This window comes from Bradyrhizobium sp. 179 (genome assembly GCF_023073535.1).
Taxonomy (GTDB): domain Bacteria; phylum Pseudomonadota; class Alphaproteobacteria; order Rhizobiales; family Xanthobacteraceae; genus Bradyrhizobium.
Genome location: NZ_JADPJR010000036.1, coordinates 151,703 through 170,393 on the forward strand (window position 1 = coordinate 151,703; position 18,691 = coordinate 170,393).

General features: G+C 65.5%; 19 protein-coding genes, 1 tRNA gene and 3 pseudogenes. 16 read left to right on the top strand and 7 right to left on the bottom strand.

Annotated elements, in window-relative coordinates:
* The first annotated feature begins 216 nt into the window (after positions 1 to 216).
* The gene (locus tag IVB12_RS09325) at positions 217 to 1,002 is read left to right on the top strand and encodes an SDR family oxidoreductase (protein ID WP_247297955.1); all 786 of its coding nucleotides are present in this window, start codon (positions 217 to 219) and stop codon (positions 1,000 to 1,002) included.
* 131 nt (positions 1,003 to 1,133) lie between these two features.
* Here IVB12_RS09325 and IVB12_RS09330 read toward each other — a convergent pair whose 3' ends face one another.
* Entirely contained in the window at positions 1,134 to 1,406 is a 273-nt protein-coding gene (locus tag IVB12_RS09330) for a GlsB/YeaQ/YmgE family stress response membrane protein (RefSeq protein WP_247276334.1), read from the bottom strand.
* Between the two features lie 28 nt (positions 1,407 to 1,434).
* Entirely contained in the window at positions 1,435 to 2,010 is a 576-nt protein-coding gene (locus IVB12_RS09335; protein ID WP_247297958.1) for a YidB family protein, read from the bottom strand.
* Positions 2,011 to 2,173: 163 nt separating this feature from the next.
* Between IVB12_RS09335 and IVB12_RS09340 the strand changes: the two are divergent.
* Positions 2,174 to 3,174, top strand: a pseudogene (locus tag IVB12_RS09340) (2-dehydropantoate 2-reductase).
* 18 nt (positions 3,175 to 3,192) lie between these two features.
* A complete protein-coding gene (locus IVB12_RS09345; RefSeq protein ID WP_247297961.1) occupies positions 3,193 to 3,396 on the top strand; it encodes a hypothetical protein in 204 nt (67 codons plus the stop codon).
* A gap of 194 nt (positions 3,397 to 3,590) precedes the next feature.
* On the opposite strand, the gene IVB12_RS09350 is transcribed toward IVB12_RS09345, so the two are convergent.
* Positions 3,591 to 4,220, bottom strand: coding sequence for a hypothetical protein (locus tag IVB12_RS09350; protein WP_247297964.1), 630 nt, complete (start codon positions 4,218 to 4,220; stop codon positions 3,591 to 3,593).
* Positions 4,221 to 4,454: 234 nt separating this feature from the next.
* On the opposite strand from IVB12_RS09350, the pseudogene IVB12_RS09355 reads away from it, so the two are divergent.
* The 5 genes and pseudogenes from IVB12_RS09355 to IVB12_RS09375 form a co-directional block, all read left to right on the top strand.
* Positions 4,455 to 4,777 (top strand): annotated as a pseudogene (locus IVB12_RS09355) (alpha/beta hydrolase); the annotation flags it as partial.
* 126 nt (positions 4,778 to 4,903) lie between these two features.
* The gene (locus IVB12_RS09360; protein WP_247297967.1) at positions 4,904 to 6,421 is read left to right on the top strand and encodes an AMP-binding protein; all 1,518 of its coding nucleotides are present in this window, start codon (positions 4,904 to 4,906) and stop codon (positions 6,419 to 6,421) included.
* A gap of 35 nt (positions 6,422 to 6,456) precedes the next feature.
* A complete protein-coding gene (locus IVB12_RS09365) occupies positions 6,457 to 7,095 on the top strand; it encodes an RraA family protein (RefSeq protein WP_247297970.1) in 639 nt (212 codons plus the stop codon).
* Between the two features lie 23 nt (positions 7,096 to 7,118).
* Entirely contained in the window at positions 7,119 to 7,490 is a 372-nt protein-coding gene (locus IVB12_RS09370) for a cupin domain-containing protein (protein WP_247276341.1), read from the top strand.
* A gap of 47 nt (positions 7,491 to 7,537) precedes the next feature.
* Positions 7,538 to 8,494 (top strand): tripartite tricarboxylate transporter substrate-binding protein, encoded by a 957-nt coding sequence (locus IVB12_RS09375; RefSeq protein WP_247297973.1) that lies wholly within the window; start codon positions 7,538 to 7,540, stop codon positions 8,492 to 8,494.
* Here IVB12_RS09375 and IVB12_RS09380 read toward each other — a convergent pair.
* Positions 8,484 to 8,867, bottom strand: a complete 384-nt coding sequence (locus tag IVB12_RS09380; protein WP_247297974.1) for a VOC family protein — start codon at positions 8,865 to 8,867, stop codon at positions 8,484 to 8,486. The genes IVB12_RS09375 and IVB12_RS09380 overlap by 11 nt on opposite strands.
* 133 nt (positions 8,868 to 9,000) lie before the next feature.
* On the opposite strand from IVB12_RS09380, the gene IVB12_RS09385 reads away from it, so the two are divergent.
* Together IVB12_RS09385 and IVB12_RS09390 are read left to right on the top strand one after the other, a co-directional pair.
* Positions 9,001 to 9,077, top strand: a tRNA-Arg gene (locus IVB12_RS09385).
* A 126-nt stretch (positions 9,078 to 9,203) separates the two neighbouring features.
* Positions 9,204 to 10,344, top strand: a pseudogene (locus tag IVB12_RS09390) (amidohydrolase/deacetylase family metallohydrolase).
* Positions 10,345 to 10,355: 11 nt separating this feature from the next.
* Here the strand turns inward: IVB12_RS09390 and IVB12_RS09395 are convergent.
* Entirely contained in the window at positions 10,356 to 11,501 is a 1,146-nt protein-coding gene (locus IVB12_RS09395) for an acyl-CoA dehydrogenase family protein (protein WP_247298025.1), read from the bottom strand.
* A gap of 122 nt (positions 11,502 to 11,623) precedes the next feature.
* On the opposite strand from IVB12_RS09395, the gene IVB12_RS09400 reads away from it, so the two are divergent.
* On the top strand, positions 11,624 to 12,301 hold the full coding sequence (locus tag IVB12_RS09400) for an alpha/beta family hydrolase (protein ID WP_247297977.1): 678 nt from the start codon (positions 11,624 to 11,626) through the stop codon (positions 12,299 to 12,301).
* A 3-nt stretch (positions 12,302 to 12,304) separates the two neighbouring features.
* On the opposite strand, the gene IVB12_RS09405 is transcribed toward IVB12_RS09400, so the two are convergent.
* On the bottom strand, positions 12,305 to 13,279 hold the full coding sequence (locus tag IVB12_RS09405; protein WP_247297980.1) for a ketopantoate reductase family protein: 975 nt from the start codon (positions 13,277 to 13,279) through the stop codon (positions 12,305 to 12,307).
* Positions 13,280 to 13,432: 153 nt separating this feature from the next.
* On the opposite strand from IVB12_RS09405, the gene IVB12_RS09410 reads away from it, so the two are divergent.
* Entirely contained in the window at positions 13,433 to 14,236 is an 804-nt protein-coding gene (locus tag IVB12_RS09410; RefSeq protein ID WP_247297983.1) for an enoyl-CoA hydratase-related protein, read from the top strand.
* Positions 14,237 to 14,240: 4 nt separating this feature from the next.
* Here IVB12_RS09410 and IVB12_RS38130 read toward each other — a convergent pair whose 3' ends face one another.
* Positions 14,241 to 14,375 (bottom strand): hypothetical protein, encoded by a 135-nt coding sequence (locus IVB12_RS38130; RefSeq protein ID WP_256466461.1) that lies wholly within the window; start codon positions 14,373 to 14,375, stop codon positions 14,241 to 14,243.
* A gap of 45 nt (positions 14,376 to 14,420) precedes the next feature.
* Here IVB12_RS38130 and IVB12_RS09415 point away from each other — a divergent pair, with 45 nt between their 5' ends.
* From IVB12_RS09415 to IVB12_RS09430, 4 genes are all read left to right on the top strand, one after another.
* Positions 14,421 to 15,782 (top strand): FAD-dependent oxidoreductase, encoded by a 1,362-nt coding sequence (locus tag IVB12_RS09415; protein WP_247297986.1) that lies wholly within the window; start codon positions 14,421 to 14,423, stop codon positions 15,780 to 15,782.
* A 43-nt stretch (positions 15,783 to 15,825) separates the two neighbouring features.
* Positions 15,826 to 16,830, top strand: coding sequence for an ABC transporter substrate-binding protein (locus IVB12_RS09420; protein ID WP_247297989.1), 1,005 nt, complete (start codon positions 15,826 to 15,828; stop codon positions 16,828 to 16,830).
* An 82-nt stretch (positions 16,831 to 16,912) separates the two neighbouring features.
* Entirely contained in the window at positions 16,913 to 17,686 is a 774-nt protein-coding gene (locus IVB12_RS09425) for an ABC transporter ATP-binding protein (RefSeq protein WP_247297991.1), read from the top strand.
* Entirely contained in the window at positions 17,679 to 18,503 is an 825-nt protein-coding gene (locus IVB12_RS09430; RefSeq protein WP_247297994.1) for an ABC transporter permease, read from the top strand. The genes IVB12_RS09425 and IVB12_RS09430 overlap by 8 nt, the downstream gene beginning before the upstream one ends.
* Positions 18,504 to 18,691: the final 188 nt, after the last annotated feature.

Below are 18,691 nucleotides of genomic sequence, written 5' to 3' on the forward strand. Positions count from 1 at the left end.
CCATTGGCGCGTCCGTCCCCTTGATGGGCGCGCGGTCTCTTCTTGCGCCCGATGATCGGAAAAAGCCATGGCCCTGACAAGCGTTGATCGCAGGCCAACCTGCGGCGCGGGCATGGGCGACAAGCTAATTCCGCTTAGCGGAGTTTGCTCGATTTGCAGGGCGCGGCAAACTCGCTAAACAGGACGCCGACATCAGATCAGGGAGGGACATCAGGGATGGCAAAGGACAGCTTGTGCGCAGTCGTGACGGGGTCGGCATCCGGCCTGGGTGCTGCAACCGCGGAAATTCTCGCGCGGAGCGGGGCCCGGCTCGTCATCAATTATTCCTCGAGCCAGAAGGAAGCCGAGGCCACGGCTGAGCTCTGCCGCAAGGCCGGCGCCGCGGAAGTCCTGGTCGCGCAGGGCGACGTCTCAAAGGATGACGATTGCCGCAAGATCGTCGCAGCGGCGGCCGGGTGGGGTCGGCTCGACGTGCTCGTCAACAATGCCGGCACCACCAAGCACGTCGCTCACGCCGATCTCGACGGCTTGTCGGCGGAAGATTTCCAGCGGGTCTATGGCGTCAACACCATCGGCCCGTTCCAGATGGTACGCGCGGCACGCAGCCTGCTCGAGGCCGGCGCCAAGGCTTCGGGCCGGCCGTCGGCGGTGGTCAACGTGTCCTCGGTCGCCGGCATCAGCGGCGTCGGCTCGTCGATCGCCTATGCCGCGAGCAAGGGCGCGCTCAACACCATGACCTTGTCGCTGTCGCGCGCGCTGGCGCCGCTGATCCGCGTCAATACGGTCTGCCCCGGCTATATCGACACGCCCTGGTTCACCAAGGGCCGCGGCGAGGCCGGCGCAAAACAGGTGCGCGACAGCGTGGTCGCGAAAGTGCCGCTCAAGGTCGCCTCGAGCGCGGAAGACATCGCGCAGCTCGTCTGCTTCCTCGCGATGCCGGCCTCCAGCAACATGACCGGCGAGGTCGTGCGCATGGATGCGGGGATGCATTTGATTACGTGACCCCTGTCATTGCGAGCTAAGCGAAGCAAATCCAGAAAGCGTCCGCGGCGACGGTCTGGATTTGCTTCGTCGCAAGAGCTCCTCGCAATGACGCCGTGTGAGGCGGCAGGCTCCCCTACGGCCTGCGGCGATTACCCCTTGATCACGCCGCTGGCCACCAGGCGGTGCCAGATGAACAGCACCACCACGGCGCCGATCGTGGCCATGATGAAGCCGGCGCCCTGGTCGGGGCTGTAATGGCCGATGGCCTGGCCGACGAAGGTCGCGAGAAACGCGCCGGCGATGCCGAGGATGGTGGTGAGGATGAAGCCGCTCGGATTGTTCGGCCCCGGCGCGAGCCAGCGCGCGATGAGGCCGGCAACGAAGCCGACGAGGATGATCCACAACAGGCCGCCCATGCTCATGACAGTGCTCCCCTCTCTTTGACGACAATCAGATGCGGCCCGAGAGCTCGTCCTCGGTCGGCAGCCTTCCGTCCGGCGTCAGATGGTCGACCACCTGCGGCAGATACTGGCTGAGGCCGGAGAGCAGCTCCTCGCGCGACAGGCCGCTCTGGGCGGACAGGCTGTCGATCTGGTCGGCGCCGAGCGCGCTGGCGAGATCGCCCGGTGCAATCGGCTTGTTCTCGCCCTTGCCGACCCAGGAATTTGCGGCGTCGCCATGGCCGCTCTGCTGGAGCTGGTTGAGGAGATCGCCAAGCCCGCCGCTCAGCACGGTGCCGGCCGCGCCGCCCGCTAGCAGGCCGCCAAGGCCGCCCTTCAGCAAGCCTCCGAGACCGCCAAGCCCGCCGCTGTCTGCGGTGTTCACCGGCGGCGGCGCAGGCGTCGGCGACGGTTGCGGGGCCGTGCCACATTGGTTTGCGGTGATATGCTTGAAGGCTTTCCAGGCGAGCAGGCCGAGCAGCGCCATGGTCATCGGCGACATGCCGCCGGAGGATTGCTCGGAGCTGGGCGTGCTGGGGCCGCGCGGGCCGTTCTGCATGCCGTTGAGGACGTCGAGTAGACCCATCGTGCTCTCCCTTTGGCGTCTCGTTCGGCGAGCGCTCGCCGCTGACAGGCCCCCGGGGCGAGAACATATGGGGCAGTCATGACGGTTACAAGGCGGCTGCGACGCGATGGGCAGCCGGCTTCGCCTCTGCTATCGAAGGCCGGTCATTCAGGGAGCCAGATCAGTGCTTACGGATCGACCGATCGTGGTGGCCGGCGCCGGCGCTATCGGCTGTTTCGTCGGCGGCATGCTGGCGGCCGCGGGCCGCCGCGTCGCGCTGCTGGTGCGGCCGCGGGTGAAGAGCGAGATCGAACGCTTCGGCCTGCGGCTGACGGACCATGACGGCTCCGAGAACAAGCTCGGTGCTGGCCAGCTCGCTTTGTCGGAGGACCCTTCGATCTTCCACAGCGCCGGCATCGTGCTGGTGACGGTGAAGAGCGCCGACACCGCCGATGTCGCGGAGCAGATCGCGCAGCATGCGCCGCCGTCGTGGTCTCGCTTCAGAACGGCATCGGCAATGTCGCGGTGCTAGGCGAGCGTCTCGGCGGCCGGCGCGTGCTCGCCGGCATGGTGCCGTTCAACGTGATCGCGATGGGTGAGGGCCGTTTCCACCGTTCGACGTCCGGCGATATTCATGTCGGAGAGGATGCGGAGAACACGGCAGCGGCGCTCTCGGTTCCGGGGCTCACCATGCGCGCGAGCCGCGACATCACCGGCGTGCAATGGGGCAAGCTGATCATCAATCTGAACAACGCACTCAGCGCGCTATCCGACATGCCGCTCGCCGCTCAATTGGCGAGCCGCGACTGGCGAAGGCTGTTCGCGGACCAGATGGCCGAGGGCCTCGCCGCGCTGAAGGCCGCCGGCATCGCGCCGGTTTCGGCAACACCGATCCCAATGGGATGGACGCCGACCTTGCTGAGGCTGCCAGATGTAATCTTCAATGCGATCCTGGGCCGCACGATGAAGATCGACCCAGAGGCGCGTTCCTCGATGTGGCAGGACCTGAAGCAGGGGCGCAAGACCGAGATCGACTATCTTCAGGGTGCGGTCATCGCGCTGGCCGAACAGAACAATATCGGCGTGCCGCTGATGCGCCGCATTGTTGCGTTGATCAAGGAAGCCGAAGTCGTGGGCAAGGGCCCACCCGGGCTGACGCCACGGCAGATTCGCGGATTAGCGTGAGCGCGAAGGAGCAGTGCGATGAAGCGTTGTTTGATGATCGGGCTCGCGCTGGCTGCGCTCTGCGGCGCATCCACGTTCGCTGATGCAAGGCGGCCGACGGTCGTGAACTCTCCGGGCTATGACGCGCGATTGCAGGAGAGCCGCAAGGCGTTGAGCGCTCCGCCAACGGCAGCGGCGCCCGCAATCAAACCCAAGCGCACTAAGAAGAAGCACGCGAACTGACGCCACGCTCTGCGCCGCCGTCCGGGACAAGGGCGCGCCCAAAGCGCGCGCCAATCCCCGACCCATAATCACAGGATTGGGTGTGGCGAAGACTCGTGGTTGCCGACTGCGTGCGACAACTCCTCCCTGCGGCGATGGGTCTCGGATCTGCGCTTAAGGTTGTCCGGGACGACAGCGGAGTTGGGAGCGGCCAGCTAACCCTTCTTCGCCGGCTTGCTCTGCGTTGGATTGAACAACTTCTTCAAATCGTTCAAGCTTTCCGACAGGCGCGGCCACTCGCAGGAGAAAGAGCCCTTGGTGCAGGGCGCGCCCTTCGGCTTCGGGCCGACAGTCTGCTGCACTTTCGGCCGCTCAACCGGGACGGGCACGCGTACGCGTTCGACCTCGGTTCGCAGTGCGATCTGCTGGAGCTGCTGGACCTGTTGTTCCTGCTGCTCGCGCTGCTGTCGCGCGGTGGCTTGGGCCGCTTCATTGCTGCGGCGCTGACTGGCGAGATAGGCGGTGTAGGCTTCGTCGATCTTCTTCTGCTCCTCGGGGGTCGGATTCGGCCCGGCGATGTCGAAGGTGCGATCCTGGAGGAAGTCGTAATAGGAATAGCCGCCGCCTGCCTTGCGGCGCCCCGCGAACTTGGCGTTGCAATCGGCGAGCGCGGCCGTCTTCTCGGCCTTGGTCGGGGATTTCTCGGCGGCGTCGGCGCATTGCTCGAAGTCGACCGGCGCGCGCTTCCACCATTGCGCCTGGGCATGCGGCAGCGTCAGCAGAAATAATCCTGCTGCGGTAACGAGAAGCGGCGCCGCACGACGCGATGCAACTACGACCGACATTTTACGAGAGCATTCCTTGCCCGACTCAACCCCACCTGAGTCGAGCCGGATTTTTGCCTCTTTATCGCCGGCTTGTCACCCATGGAACCCGGGAATTTCATGGCTGGGCTGCTGACATTTTTTGCTTGACGTGGCGCGGGAGTCACAGCCGCGCGGCAGGTGATGCGCTTAAACTTTTATTGGTCTGAATTCGAAGGAGAATGTCCGTTATGCGAGCGCTGGCAGGTATCGTCGCAACCGCCCTGGTGCGAACGTGGCGCCGGCCGCGCTCGAACAGCGCTATGTCGAGCGCGAGGTGATCTATCTGCTCGGCACCCTCGACGCCAGTCCGGAGCATCTCGCGCTCGACAAGAGCTGCATGGCGAAGGCGCAAGGCGCCACGCGCAACCGACGCGGCCATGCCTATGCGGAGGCGATGGCCAAGCGCAATCACCGCACGCCCAATCACAGGATCTGGGGACGTTCCCGGCGTCGGCCATGACGGCGACAAGATGCTGACCTCGCGATGCGGGCTCGCGGCGCTGTTCGACAGTGCGGGCTGCGGCGCGGAGCGCTGATGCGCATGCCTTGAAGGCTTGTGCCTCGAAGGCTTGCGACTTGAAGGCTAGGCTTTGGCTGTTACACTTCGCGCTGTGAGCGCCTCATCGTGAGGCGGCGCCAAGAAGACGAAGTGGAAACGCCTGATGCTGCTGCCCCTGTCCGACGTGCCGCGCTGGTACGCTGAGCGCAAACCGCACGGCACGATCGCCGTCCGTCATGGGCAGGAGACACTGACATGGGACGAGCTCGAGCGTGGCGCCAGCCGGCGCGCGCGGGCGTTCATGGCCAAGGGCGTCAAGCCCGGTGACTTCGTCGCGATCGGATTACCCAACAGCAACGCGTTCTTCGAGACATCCTTTGCGGTGTGGAAGTGCGGGGCAACGCCGACCTCGCTGTCGTGGCGGCTGCCGCGCGGCGAAGCCGCCGCGGTGCTCGACATCCTCAAGCCGGCGCTGGTGGTCGGCGGCGAGGCCGATTGGAACGCGCCGAACCGTCTCCCGGCTGATTTCGTGCCGCAAGGTTTTTCGGACGAGCCGCTCAACCCGCCGGTGGCGCGCTACTGGAAGGCCATGACCTCAGGCGGCTCGACCGGCCGTCCCAAGGTGATCCTCGACCATCATCCGGCAGTGACCGACACCATCGCTGCGCCGCCGCTTCATATCCCCTTCGGGGTCTCACTGCTCAATCCCGGCCCGCTGTATCACAATGCGCCGTTCATCGTGTCGCATTACGCGCTGTTCGCCGGCGGCAAGCTCACCGGCCTCGTCAAGTTCGACGCTGAGGAGACGCTGCGGCAGATCGAACGCGAGCGCGTGCAATGGGTCAATTTCGTGCCTACCATGATGCACCGGATCTGGGCGCTGCCGGAGACCGTGCGCAACGCCTACGATGTATCGAGTCTTCAGACGGTTTTCCATATGGCAGCTCCGATGCCGCCCTGGCTGAAGGAGAACTGGATCGCCTGGCTCGGGCCCGAGCGGATCTGGGAGCTCTATGGCGGCACCGAGCGCCAGGGCGCCTGCATCATCTCCGGTACGGAATGGCTGACGCACAAGGGTTCGGTCGGCAAGATCGGCGACATGGCGAAGCTTCGCATCATCGGCGAGGACGGCAACGATGTCGCGCTTGGCGAGACCGGCGAGATCTATTTCCTCAACAATGACGGCACGGACGCGACCTATCACTATCTCGGCGCCGAGCCGAAGCGCCGTGCCGACGGCTGGGAATCGCTTGGCGATATCGGCCGGCTGGATGCGGAAGGCTATCTCTATCTCGGTGACCGTCTTGCCGACATGATCCTGCGCGGCGGCGCCAACATCTATCCGGCCGAGGTCGAGGCCGCCGTCTCCGCCTGTCCCGGCGTGCGTTCCTGCGTCGTGGTGGGATTGCCCGATCCGGAATTGGGCCAGCGCGTCCACGCCATCATCGAGCCGGAGCCCGATGCCGACGGTCAGGCCGTCGCTGATGGCGTCGCCGATTTCCTGAAGGACAAGCTCAGCCGCTACAAGCACCCGGAGAGTTTCGAGATCGTCAACGCGCCGCCGCGCGATGATTCCGGCAAAGTCCGCCGCACCCTGTTGCGCGACGAGCGCGCGGCGTGGATGAAGGAGGGGCGCGCCTTCCGGATTTGGCCGGCGAAGGCGCGGGCGCACGCCGAATAAGACAAAAACACGGACAAGAACACGGAAGGACCGACATGACGATCACCATCGCAGCGAGCAGCGTGCCGAAGCCTCCGGCGAGCATCATCGCAGGTTTCGGCGACGCGCCGACCTCGGTGATCTCAGACAATCTGGCCCGGCTGCCGGGCGCAGTGGGGTTAAGGCCCTATCATCGCGGCGGCAAGCTGGTGGGAGCGGCCTTCACGGTGCGCACCCGTCCCGGCGACAATCTCGCCATCCACCGCGCGCTGGAGCTGGTCGGCCCCGGCGACGTCATCGTGGTCGATGGCGGCGGCGACGAGACGCGAGCCCTGGTCGGCGAGATCATGAAGAACATCGCGCAATGGCGCAAAGCCGAAGGCTATGTCATCGACGGCGCGATCCGCGACGTTGCGGCGTTCGCCGCCGACGACTTTCCCTGCTACGCCCGCGCGGTGATCCATCGCGGCCCCTACAAGAACGGCCCCGGCGAGATCAACGTGCCGGTCACGATCGGCGGCAGCGTGATTGCGCCCGGCGACATCGTCGTCGGCGACGAGGACGGCGTGGTGTCGTTTCCCGCCGCGGGCGCCGCGGCTCTGCTGGAGGCGGTGCGCGTCCAGGTCGCGCGCGAGGAGGAGACGCTGAAGGCGATTCGCGAGGGGCGCTACCAGGGCTCCTACGGCAAGTCCTGATCAGGCGGCGACAAGAGGATGGCATGAGCCAGAAGAATGAATTCCACAATATCGATGATCCCAGCGACGGGCTGTTTCGCGAGCTCGCGGCTGGGGTGACCACGCGCATCTTCTCCGGCGAGCAGGCGATGCTGTCGGTGGTGACGCTCGCGCCCCACGCGCAGGGCACGCTGCACCATCATCCCGAGGAGCAATGGGGCGTGCTGCTCGACGGCTCCGCCATCCGCGTCCAGGGCGATGAGGAAATCCCGGTCAAGAAGGGCGATTTCTGGCGCACGCCCGGCAACGTGCCCCACACCATGCGCGCCGGCCCCGACGGCGCCCGCGTGCTGGACATCTTTAGTCCACCAAGGCCAGAATACAGGAAACCGGGATCCGGTTTCGGGACGACCTGAAGCGCTCAAAAGAAAAAGCAAAGCGCGGGGGATCAAAGGGAGGGACCATGACCATCACGCGACGTACGCTCCTGGCTGCGCCGGCCATCCTCGCAATGGCGCCGGCGGCGGCGCAAGGGAGCAAGATCACGCTCGTGGTGCCGTTTCCGCCGGGCGGATCGACCGACGCGATGGCGCGGCTGTTGCAGTCCAATCTGCAAACCAGGCTTGGCCGCATCGTCGTGGTCGAGAACAAGTCGGGCGCCGCTGGCGCGCTCGGCGCGGCGCAGGTGGCCAAGAGCCCGGCGGACGGCTCGACATTTCTGGTGACGTTCGATTCCCATGCGGTGATTCCATCCATCCTCGACAAGCCGCCGGTGGATGTCGAGCGTGAGCTGATGCCGGTCCTGCTGATCGGCACCGCGCCTTACGTGATCGCGGCCGGCGCCGGCCGTCCCTACAAGAGCTTCGCGGACGTGGTGGCGGCCTGCAAGGCGACGCCCGGCGCGGTGAAATATGCCTCGGTCGGCATCGGCACGCTCGGCCATCTCGCCATGACCGTGCTCGGCAGCAAGGCCGGTGTCGAGATCATGCACGTACCCTATCGCGGCGGCGGCCCGGCGATGAACGACGTGCTCGGGGGCCATGTCGATCTGATTGCAGGATCGGCGGCGCTGGTCGCAGCCCAGCTCGGCACCAACATGCTGCGACCGATCCTGCAGCTTGGCCGCGAGCGGCTGCCGGCGTTGCCCGACACGCAGACCGCGATCGAGGCGGGCTTTCCGGACTTCGAGACGCTCGCCTGGTGGGGCATCTTCGCGCCCGCCGGCACGCCGCCGGACATCGTTTCGGCCATGGCGACGGCCTCCAAGGAGATCCTGAGTGAGCCCGCGACCGCCGCCCAGCTCAAGGACACCCAGCACATGACGCTGCTGCTCGAGGACGGCGCCGCGTTCAAGGGCTTCTTCGACAAGCAGGTCGCTTATTGGGGCAAGGTGGTAAAGGACAACAATATCAGGGCGTAGCTATCCGGCCTCTTCGAACTCCGCGGAGCGGCCGCGCGAAACTGAGCTCATGGCCATCGGGGTCGGTAAGATGGAAATAACGTTCGCCCCATTCCGCATCGCGCGGCGTGGTCGAGGGCTGCCATCCGGCGGCGCGAGCGCGCTCGTAGGTCGCGTCGACATCGGCGACATAGAAGATGACGCGGCCCCACCAGGACCAGCGCTTGTCGTCGGGCTGCGCGGTCAGGTTGAGATAGCCGGTCCCGGCGCGAAAGCTGGTAAATGCCGCGGCTTCGCCACCGTGGAGGAGCTCGAATCCCAGAGAATGATAGAAGTGAACGGCGCGCGCCATGTCGTGCGTGCCGAGGGTGATGGCGCTGATGCTTTCGATCATGGGATGCTCCGCACGTCAATCCAGACGCGATTGTACAGCCTCCTCGCTCGGCTTGGCGATGACCCGCCTTGCGGCTGGCGAACGGCATCCTGCTCTGCTATGAGGGGGCCGAACCCGCAACTCCGGGTTCCGCGGTCCCGTAGCTCAGCCGGATAGAGCGGCGGTTTCCTAAACCGTAGGTCGGAAGTTCGAGTCTTCCCGGGATCGCCATTTTCAGGGCCACCGTTACGGTTTGCTACGCCGATCGGCGCAAAAATTGCTAGAAGCAAACGGCTTCCTTCCTTGCTGGTCCGGCCGACGTGCCCGCCACACCCTACAGCACTTCCGGAGACGACGATGCCTTTCGACTTGATCCTGCGCGGCGGCCGTGTGGTCGATCCGTCCCAGAAGCTCGACGCCGTGACCGACGTCGCTTTTGCCGGCGGCAAGGTGGCGGCGGTCGGCAACGGGCTCAAGGCGGATCCGGGCACCGAGGTCCGTGACGCGTCACGCTACATCGTGACGCCGGGGCTGATCGATCTGCACACCCATGTCTATTGGGGCGGCACCTCGCTCGGCATCGATGCCGAGGAATTCTGCCGCCGCTCCGGCGTCACCACGGCGGTGGATACCGGCAGCGCCGGACCGGGCAATTTCGCAGGCTTTCGCAAGCATGTGATCGAGCCGAGCCAGGTCCGCATTCTCGCTTATCTCCACGTCTCGCATGCCGGCATATTCGGTTTCTCGCACCGGATCATGGTCGGCGAGAGCGAGGAGCTGCGGCTGATGAATCCGATCGATGCGGCCAAGGTCGCCGATGCCAATCGCGATCTCATCGTCGGCATCAAGGTGCGCGTGGGCCTGCACTCCTCGGGCACGTCCGGAACCGTGCCGCTCGACATCGCGCTCGAGGTTGCCGAGGAGGTCGGCATGCCCCCTAATGGCGCATATCGACCATCCACCGCCGAGCTACGAGGAGGTGCTGGCCCGCCTGCGCCCCGGCGACGTGCTCACCCACGCGTTCCGCCCCTTCCCCAACACGCCCGCGACCGCGCAGGGCACGGTGAAGAAGGCGGTGCTGGATGCACGCGAGCGCGGCGTGCTGTTCGACATCGGCCATGGCAAGGGCTCGTTCGCGTTCAAGACCGCGCGCGCGATGCTCGCCAACGGCTTCTATCCGAACACGATCTCGTCCGACATCCACATGCTGTGCATCGACGGCCCCGCCTATGATCAGGTCACGACCATGTCGAAATTCCTGTGCATGGGCATGGAGCTACCGGATGTGATTGCGGCCTCGACGGTGAATGCGGCGATGGCGCTGCGGCGCCCGGAGCTCGGCAGCCTCAAACCGGGCAGCGTCGGCGACGCCACGCTGATCTCGGTCAAGCAGGGCCAGTTCGATTACGAGGACGTCGTCGGCGAGCACCTGATCGGCGATCGCAAGATCGTCTCCGACGGTGTCGTCATCGGCGGCCGCTGGTGGCATCCGAATTGAGCAGGACGCGACTACAGCGACCTTGCAATCAACAGCTTCATGATCTCGTTGGTGCCGCCGTAGATCTTCTGGATGCGGGAATCGATGAAGATGCGTGAGATCGGGTATTCCTGCATGTAGCCGTAGCCACCGAACAGCTGCAGGCATTCGTCGGCGGTCTCGACCTGCTTCTCCGAGCACCAATATTTCGCCATCGACGCCGTGACCGTGTCGAGGTCTTTGGCGATCAGGCGCTCGATGCACCAGTCGACGAAGACGCGCGCGATCATCGCCTCGGTCTTGCGCTCGGCGAGCTTGAACGCGGTGTTCTGGAATTCCATCAGCGGTTTGCCGAAGGCTTTCCGCTCCTTGGTGTAGTCGGTGGTGAGCTTGATCGCACGCTCCATCGCGGCGACGGCGCCGACCGCGAGCGCGAGGCGCTCCTGCGGCAATTGCTGCATCAACTGGACAAAGCCCTGGCCTTCCTCGTTGCCGAGCAGGTTGTCCGGCGGCACGGTGACATTGTCGAAGAACAGCTCCGAGGTGTCGGAGGCGTGCAGGCCGATCTTGTCGAGGTTGCGCCCGCGCCGATAGCCTTCAGTGCCAGCAGTCTCGACCACGATCAGCGAGATGCCTTTCGCGCCCGCCTCGCCGGTACGCGCGACCACGATAACGAGGTCGGCGGCCTGGCCGTTGGTGATGAACGTCTTCTGGCCGTTAATGACGTAGGAATTGCCCTGCTTCTTCGCCGTGGTCTTCACGGCCTGCAAATCCGAGCCGGTGCCGGGCTCGGTCATGGCGATGGCGCCGACCATCTCGCCCGAGGCCATCTTCGGCAGCCAGCGCTTCTTCTGCTCCTCCGAGCCATAATTGAGGATATAGTGCGCGACGATGGCGCTGTGCACGGAGACGCCTGTCGTCAGCTCCGGCACCGTGCTTTCGAGATCGTCCAGCACCGCCGCGTCGTAAGCGAAGGTGGCACCCAGCCCGCCATATTCCTCCGGCACGCTCGCCAGCAGCGCCCCCATCTCGCCGAGCCCGCGCCAGGCGAAGCGGTCGACCATCTTCTGCTCGCGCCATTTTTCGGCATGCGGCGCCAGGTCCTTGGCGAGATATTTCCGGAACTGGTCGCGGAAGATTTCGAGCTCTTCGGTCATCCAGGAGGAGCGGTAGGACATGGTTACCTCGGTCAATGCGGCTGTCCGGCTTGGTAGGCCGGCAGGGCGCGGCAATTATTGTGTTTTCAGGCTGCGCCAGTGACGCTACCAAGGCGGCCAGAAATGCATCAGGGTGTCTGATCTTGGCTGCCAAAACTCAAGAGCTCAAGCTCGACATCGAGCGCGTCGGCACAGTCTCGGCGATCCTGACGCAGCCGGCCGAGGCGCGCGCCTGCTACGTGCTGGCGCACGGCGCAGGCGCCGATATGCGGCATGCGTTCATGGAGAAGGTCGCACAAGGTCTCGCTGAGCGCGGCATCGCGACGCTTCGCTTCAATTTCCCGTACATGGAGAAGAAGCAGGGGCGTCCCGATCCACCGGCGGTCGCCCACGCCGCGATCCGCGCGGCGGCCCTGGAGGCGGCGCGGCTATGCCCGGGACTGAAGCTCGTGGCCGGCGGGAAGTCGTTCGGCGGGCGGATGACCTCGCAGGCGCAGTCCAAGGCCCCATTGCCTCACGTCAAAGGGCTCGCCTTCCTCGGCTTTCCCCTGCATGCCGACAAAAAGCCGTCGGTCGATCGGGCCGAGCATCTCGCCGGCATCGCAATCCCGATGCTGTTCCTGCAAGGGACGCGCGACGGGCTTGCCGATCTCGGCCATCTCAGGCCTGTCGTCGCGCGGCTCGGGGCGAAGGCGACGCTGCATGAGACCGAGGGCGGCGATCATTCCTTCGCGGTCCTGAAAAAGTCCGGCCGCAGCAATGACGAGGTGCTGACAGAGGTGCTCGACACGCTGGCGGCTTGGATCGATGGGCTTGCCTGAAGGTCACGCCGCATAGAGCCCCTTGTCGCGCGCCTTCTGGATCGCCAGCGCGGCGATCAGGTCGAGGGCCGGCGTCGATAGGCCGGCGGCGCGCGCGAAGGCGGCCGGCGCCTTCACCAGCACGTCGATCTCCATGGCGCGACCGAGCTCGTAATCCTGGAGCAGCGATGGCTTGTGATTGGGGGCGGGGCCGCTGCGGGTCACGCGCTTGACCTCGGGGATGAAGTGCTGGGCGATGTCGTTGGCCTCGTTCAGCATGCGCGGGATGACTTCAGTGAAGGCGGGATCGTCGCGCACTCCGCGCGCGGTCTGGCCGGTGAGCAGGCACAGCACCGACAGCGACATGTTGGTCAGGAGCTTTGACCAGATCGCCTCGCGGATCTCGGCCACCGGCGGCGATTCCAGTCGGGCATCGTTGAAGACACTGCGCAGTCTGGTGATGCGCTCGGAATTGCGGTCGTCGCATTCGCCGATCAAGAGGCGGTTGCGGTCCGGGGTGAGGTTCTGCACCACGCCGGGCGCGATCACCTCGTTGGACGAGAAGACGACGCCGCCGACGATGCGTTCCTTCGGGATGCAGGCGCGCAAGCGCCCGCCGGGATCGAGAAACGAAATGTCCGGCGGCGTGGGGTGTCGCGGCGGCAGGCCGATGCTGTACCACCAGGGAATGCCGTTCTGCGCGAACACGATCGCGGTGTCGTCCTGGAGCAGCGGCTTGATGCTGGAGACCAGTCCCTGAAGCGCGGTTGCTTTCAGCGTCGAGATCACGACGTCCTGCGGCCCGAGTTGGGCCGGATCGCCGGACGCGATCACCTTGGCGCCGACCTCGGAATCGCCGACGCGCAGCTTGAGGCCGCCGGCGCGAGCCGCCTCCAGATGCGCCCCCCGCATCACGCAACTGACCTCATAGCCCGCGCGTGCCAGCCGTACCGCAATGTGGCTGCCGACGGCGCCTGCGCCGAAAATGCAGATGCGCATGTCTATGTCCCGTCCTGATCTCTTGCCGCCTGGTGCCAGCATGACACAAGCCGCCATGCGATGGACGCGGCCGCCCCACGCCGGAAAGATATGGATCAGAGCGCGCGGCCTCGGCCATAGTGCGCGGCAAACAAATCGACCGGAGGATCGCCGATGACCACCAATCCAGTGTTGTGGACCCTCGACGAGCGCGGCGTTGCGACCGTCACCCTGAACCGTCCCGAGGTCAACAACGCCTATGACGACGCCTTGATCGCGGGCGTGCTCGCGGCCATGGACGATCTCGGCAAGAAGCAGAGCCTTCGCATCGTCGTGCTCCGGGGCAATGGCAAGCATTTCCAGGCTGGCGCCGACCTCAAATGGATCAACGGCGTGCGGCCGCAATCGACTGAAGCGAACAAGGCGGCCTCGCGAGCGACCTTCGAGGCCGTGCAGCGGCTCAACACGCTGCCGGTTCCAACGGTTGCGCTGGTGCAGGGTGGCTGCTTCGGTGGCGGCACCGGCGTGATCGCGGCCTGCGACATCGTGATCGCCGCGGACAACGCCCTGTTCTCGATCACCGAGGTGCGCTGGGGCCTGACCGCCGCCATCATCATCCCGCAGCTCTGCGACGCCATGAGTGTACGGCAAGTCCGCCGCTACGCGCTGACCGGCGAGCGCTTTGGCGCCGAGGACGCCCGCCGCATCGGCCTCGTTCACGAGGTGGTGCCGCTCGCCGAACTGGAGGCCGCAGGCAGCAAGGTGGTGGAGCAGTTGCTCGCCAACGGGCCGGAAGCGATGGCCGAAACCAAAAAGCTCGCGCTGGAGAGCTCGTTCGGCGGCATGGCGGTGGACGATGCCGCTTACACGCGCCTCGTGCATCTGCATTCGGTCAAGCGCCAGAGCGCAGAGGCGGCGGAAGGGCTGGCCTCGTTTGCCGAGAAGCGGGCGGCGAATTGGCGGAGCGGCAAAGGTTAGGCGTTCAGTAGCCGCGGTAGAAGTTGTTGATGCTGCGATAGACGGCATCATCGTCCTGCCGCATCCGGCGCAGCGTTTCGAGTGTCTTGCGCTCGTCGATCGGGGGCTTGTTTTTGGTGGATTGTAGCTCAGTGCGCACTGATCCATAGTCGGCCCCAAGTAAGAGTTGGGAACAGGACGCATCATGCGGGCGATGATCGAAGAACCGGCACGACAGGTGCCGCTCTATGGCGAATATGAAGTCGTCGTGCTCGGCGGCGGCCCGGCCGGCATCGTTGCGGCGGCGTCAGCGGCGCGCGCAGGGCGGAAGACTCTGCTGGTCGAGCGCTACGGCTTTCTCGGCGGCATGGGCACGGCAGCCGGCGTCACCAATTTCTGCGGCCTGCACGGCAATGTCTATGGCGAGCATCGCCGCTTGGTGCAGGGCATGGCCTCGGAGCTGCTGGCGCGGATCGACCGGCTCAACGGTCTCAATGCGCCGCACCTGATCCTCGGAAAGGTCTTTGCCCAGGCCTATGACACCGCCGCCTATAAGATTGCGGCCGACGAGCTGCTTGCGAGCCACAAGGTGCACATCCTCTTTCACGCACTCGGCGCCGGCGTGGTGATGGGCGATGACCGCCGCATCGATGCGCTGATGGTCGAGACCAAGGCGGGCCGGCAGGCGGTGCGATCCGAGATCTTCATCGACTGCTCGGGCGACGGCGATCTCGCGGTGTGGGCCGGCGCGCCGTTCGAGATCGGCGACGAACATGGCCATCCGATGTACCCCTCGATGATGCTGCGTCTCAACGGCATCGATCCCGCGAAGGCAGGGGAGGCCTGGCGAACCATTCCGCAATTGATGGAGAAGGCCACTGCCGCCGGCACGCACAAATTCCCGCGCAAGAGCGCGATCGTGCGGCCGCAAAAGTCCGGCATCGAATGGCGGGTGAATTTCACGCAAGTCGCGCGCGAGGACGGCCACGCCATCAACGGCGTCGAGCCCGACGACCTCACCCGCGGCGAGATCGAGGGCCGCAAGCAGGCGCTCGCCGCGTTCGAGTTCCTGCGCACCGTGCCGGGCTTCGAAAAGTCCTACATCGTCGACCTGCCGCCGCAGCTCGGCATCCGGGAGACCCGCCGCATTAAGGGCGGCTACCAGCTCAGCGGCGCGGACGTGCTCGGCTGCGCTTCGTTCGAGGATTCGATCGGCGTCAATGGCTGGCCGATCGAGGCCCATGTGCCCGGCGACGTGGTCTTCACCTTTCCGCCGATCCCGGACTCGCGCGGCTATAACGAGCTGCCGTACCGGATGCTGGTGCCTGAGGGGGTCGACAATCTCCTGGTCGCCGGCCGCTGTGCCTCCATGACCCATGAGGGCCAGTCGGCGGCACGGGTCTCCGGTGCGTGTTTCGTGATGGGGGAGGCGGCCGGTTCCGCCGCCGCCCTGGCGCTGGCCGGAAACCGGATGCCACGTGACATCCCCGTTGAAAAATTGCAGGAAGCGTTGAAGCGACAGGGCGCCTTCATCGGGCGGGACCAGACGGTGCCCGAGGGCCTGTAGCGGACTGCAAGAGAACGACCAAGAGAACCACTGGAGGAATGGGATGATGGGGATTGCGCGGCTCGCGCTAGTGGGGCTTTTGGCGATCATGGCGACGGGCACGGCCCGGGCCGAAGAGGCGCTGAAGGCCAAGATCGGCGTGCTTCGTCTGTCGTCCTCCGCGCCGGTCTTCATTGCGCAGGACAAGGGCTATTTTCGCGACGCCGACTTGGAGGTCGAGCTGAAATTCTTCGACGCGGCGCAGCCGATCGCGGTCGCCACCACATCGGGCGACGTCGATTTCGGCATCACCGCCTTCACCGCCGGTCTCTACAATCTCGCCGGCAAGGGGACGCTGAAGGTGATCGGCGGCATGAGCCGCGAGAAGGCCGGCTATCCCCTGATCGGCTATTTCGCCAGCAACAACGCCTATGCCGCCGGCCTCAAGACGCCGAAGGATCTTGCGGGCAAGCGCGTGGCGGTGACGCAGGTCGGATCGAGCTTTCATTACTCGCTCGGGCTGCTCGCCGATAAATATGGCTTCAAGCTCGCGGACGTGAAGATCGTGCCGCTGCAATCGCTGTCGAATGCCGCGGCTGCGCTGAAGGGCGAGACTGTCGATGCGGCGCTGCTTCCGGTCTCGACGGCGCGAAAGCTGATCGACGAGGGCGGCGCGAAATTGTTGGGCTGGGTCGGCGACGAGACGCCCTGGCAATTAGGGGCGGTGTTCGCTTCGCCGAAGACGCTGACCAACAAGGCCCTGGTGACAAAACTGCTCGCCGCTCTGGCGAGGGCCGATCGCGAATATCACGACGTCATTCTCGCGGCGATGAAGGACGGGGTTGCGCCGGTCAACGACCAGACCAAGCCGCTCTTGGAGATCATTGCCAAGTATACCAACCTCCCGGTCGAGCAGGTCGTCGGCAACTGTGCCTATATCGACCCCAACGGCAAGCTGGATGTGAAGAACGTCGACAACCAGATCAAATGGCTTCAGGAGCAGGGCTTTGCCGACAAGGGCTTTGATGCGAACGCGATCATCGCGAAGGACTATGTGAAGGCGGATTGATGCTGACGATGCAGACTCTCGTGACGGGCAACCTGCCACCTTCCCCTGCCTCTCCAGGGAAGGGTGAAGACGGCGGGCGCGCATGGATCTGATCGCCAACCACATCTCTCATCGTTTCGGCGACCTCGCCGTGCTCGACGACGTCTCGTTCACCGTCAGCGCCGGCGAGGTCGTGGCGATCGTCGGTCCCTCCGGCTGCGGCAAGAGCACGCTGCTGTCGATCCTCGGCGGCCTCTTGCAGCCGAGCTCGGGGGCGCCCGAGCTGCGCGGCCAGCCGCCGGCGGACAGCCTTAATCCGCTGACCTTCGTGTTTCAGGATTTCGCGTTGCTGCCATGGGCGACGGTCGAGGAGAACGTCGAATTCCCCTTGCTGCACACGCAGCTTTCAGCAACGCAGCGTCGCGCGCTGGTCGAGGACGCGCTGCGCCGCACCGGCCTGACCGAATTTCGCAAGACCTATCCAAAACAGCTCTCCGGCGGCATGCGCCAGCGCGTCGGCATTTCGCGCGCGCTTGCGGTCAAACCTGCGATCCTGCTGATGGACGAGCCGCTGTCGGCGCTGGATTCGCAAACCCGCGAACTCCTGATGGAGGACTTCGTTCGCCTGCTCGCCGACGGCGGCATGGGCGCGGTCTACGTCACCCATAATCTCGAAGAGGCAGCGCGGCTCGCCGACCGCATCGTGGTGCTGTCGCGGCGGCCCGGCCGCATTCGCGAGGTCGTGACCGTGCCGATGACGCGTGCAGAGCGCGGCGAAACCGCTGCGCGGGAAAAGCTGCTGGCGCTGCAAAACCAGATCTGGTCACTGATCCGCAACGAGGCCATCGACGCCGAACGCGAGGTTCAGCATGCTTGACCGCGCGCCGGCGGAAGGCGCTTCGAAGGACCAAGCCACTCGACGCGTCCGCTTCCGCGGTGCGGGCTTCGTGCCTGCGTCGAGCCGCTTCGGCGGCTGGATCGCGCTCGCGCTCGTCATCGCGATCTGGCAGGCCGCCGGCAGCGCGGCCTTCGTCAATCCGCTGTTCCTGCCGGCGCCGTCGGCGATCATACGTGCGATCTATCAGCTCGCGATCTCTGGCGCGCTCTGGCAGCACGTTTCGGCCTCGCTGCTGCGCATCGGCATGGGCTGGCTGCTCGGGACGGCGGCGGGCGTTGCCGTCGGGTTCGCCATCGGCCTGTCGCGGCTCGCGCGCAGCGTCGGCATCACCTTCATCTCGGCGCTGTTTCCGATCCCGAAGATTGCGCTGCTGCCGCTCCTGATCCTTTGGCTCGGCATCGGCGAAGAGCCAAAGATCGCGACCATTGCGCTCGGCGTCTTCTTCTCGACCGCGATCTCGGTCTATAGCGGCGTCGACGCGGTGCCGCGCAACTTGATCCGCATGGCGCAGAGCTTCAACGTTCCGTTTGCCACCATCGTGCGCAAGGTGATCTGGCCTGGCGCGCTGCCCGCGATTCTCGCTGGCTTCCGCATCACCGCCTCGGTCGCGCTGCTGCTCGTCGTCAGCGCCGAGATGATCGGCGCGCAATACGGCATCGGCGCGTTCGTGCTCCAGGCCGGCAATCTGATGCAGACGGATCAGCTGCTCGCGGGTGTGGTGATCCTGTCGGTGTTTGGCCTCGTGGTCGGCAAGGTGATCGGCTGGCTGGAGACAAGGCTGCTGCACTGGCGGTAGGGGCATTCACGACGGCTGTAGGGCGGGCAAAGCGAAGCGTGCCCACCACGTCTTCATCATTCGCGGAAGCATGGTGGGCACGGCGCAAGTGCGCCTTTGCCCACCCTTGTATTAGCCTGATCGGTTATGTTGAGCCGTTCCGTGAGGAATGGCCCAGCCCGGGTGGCCGCCCGAGCTGGGTCGCCGTT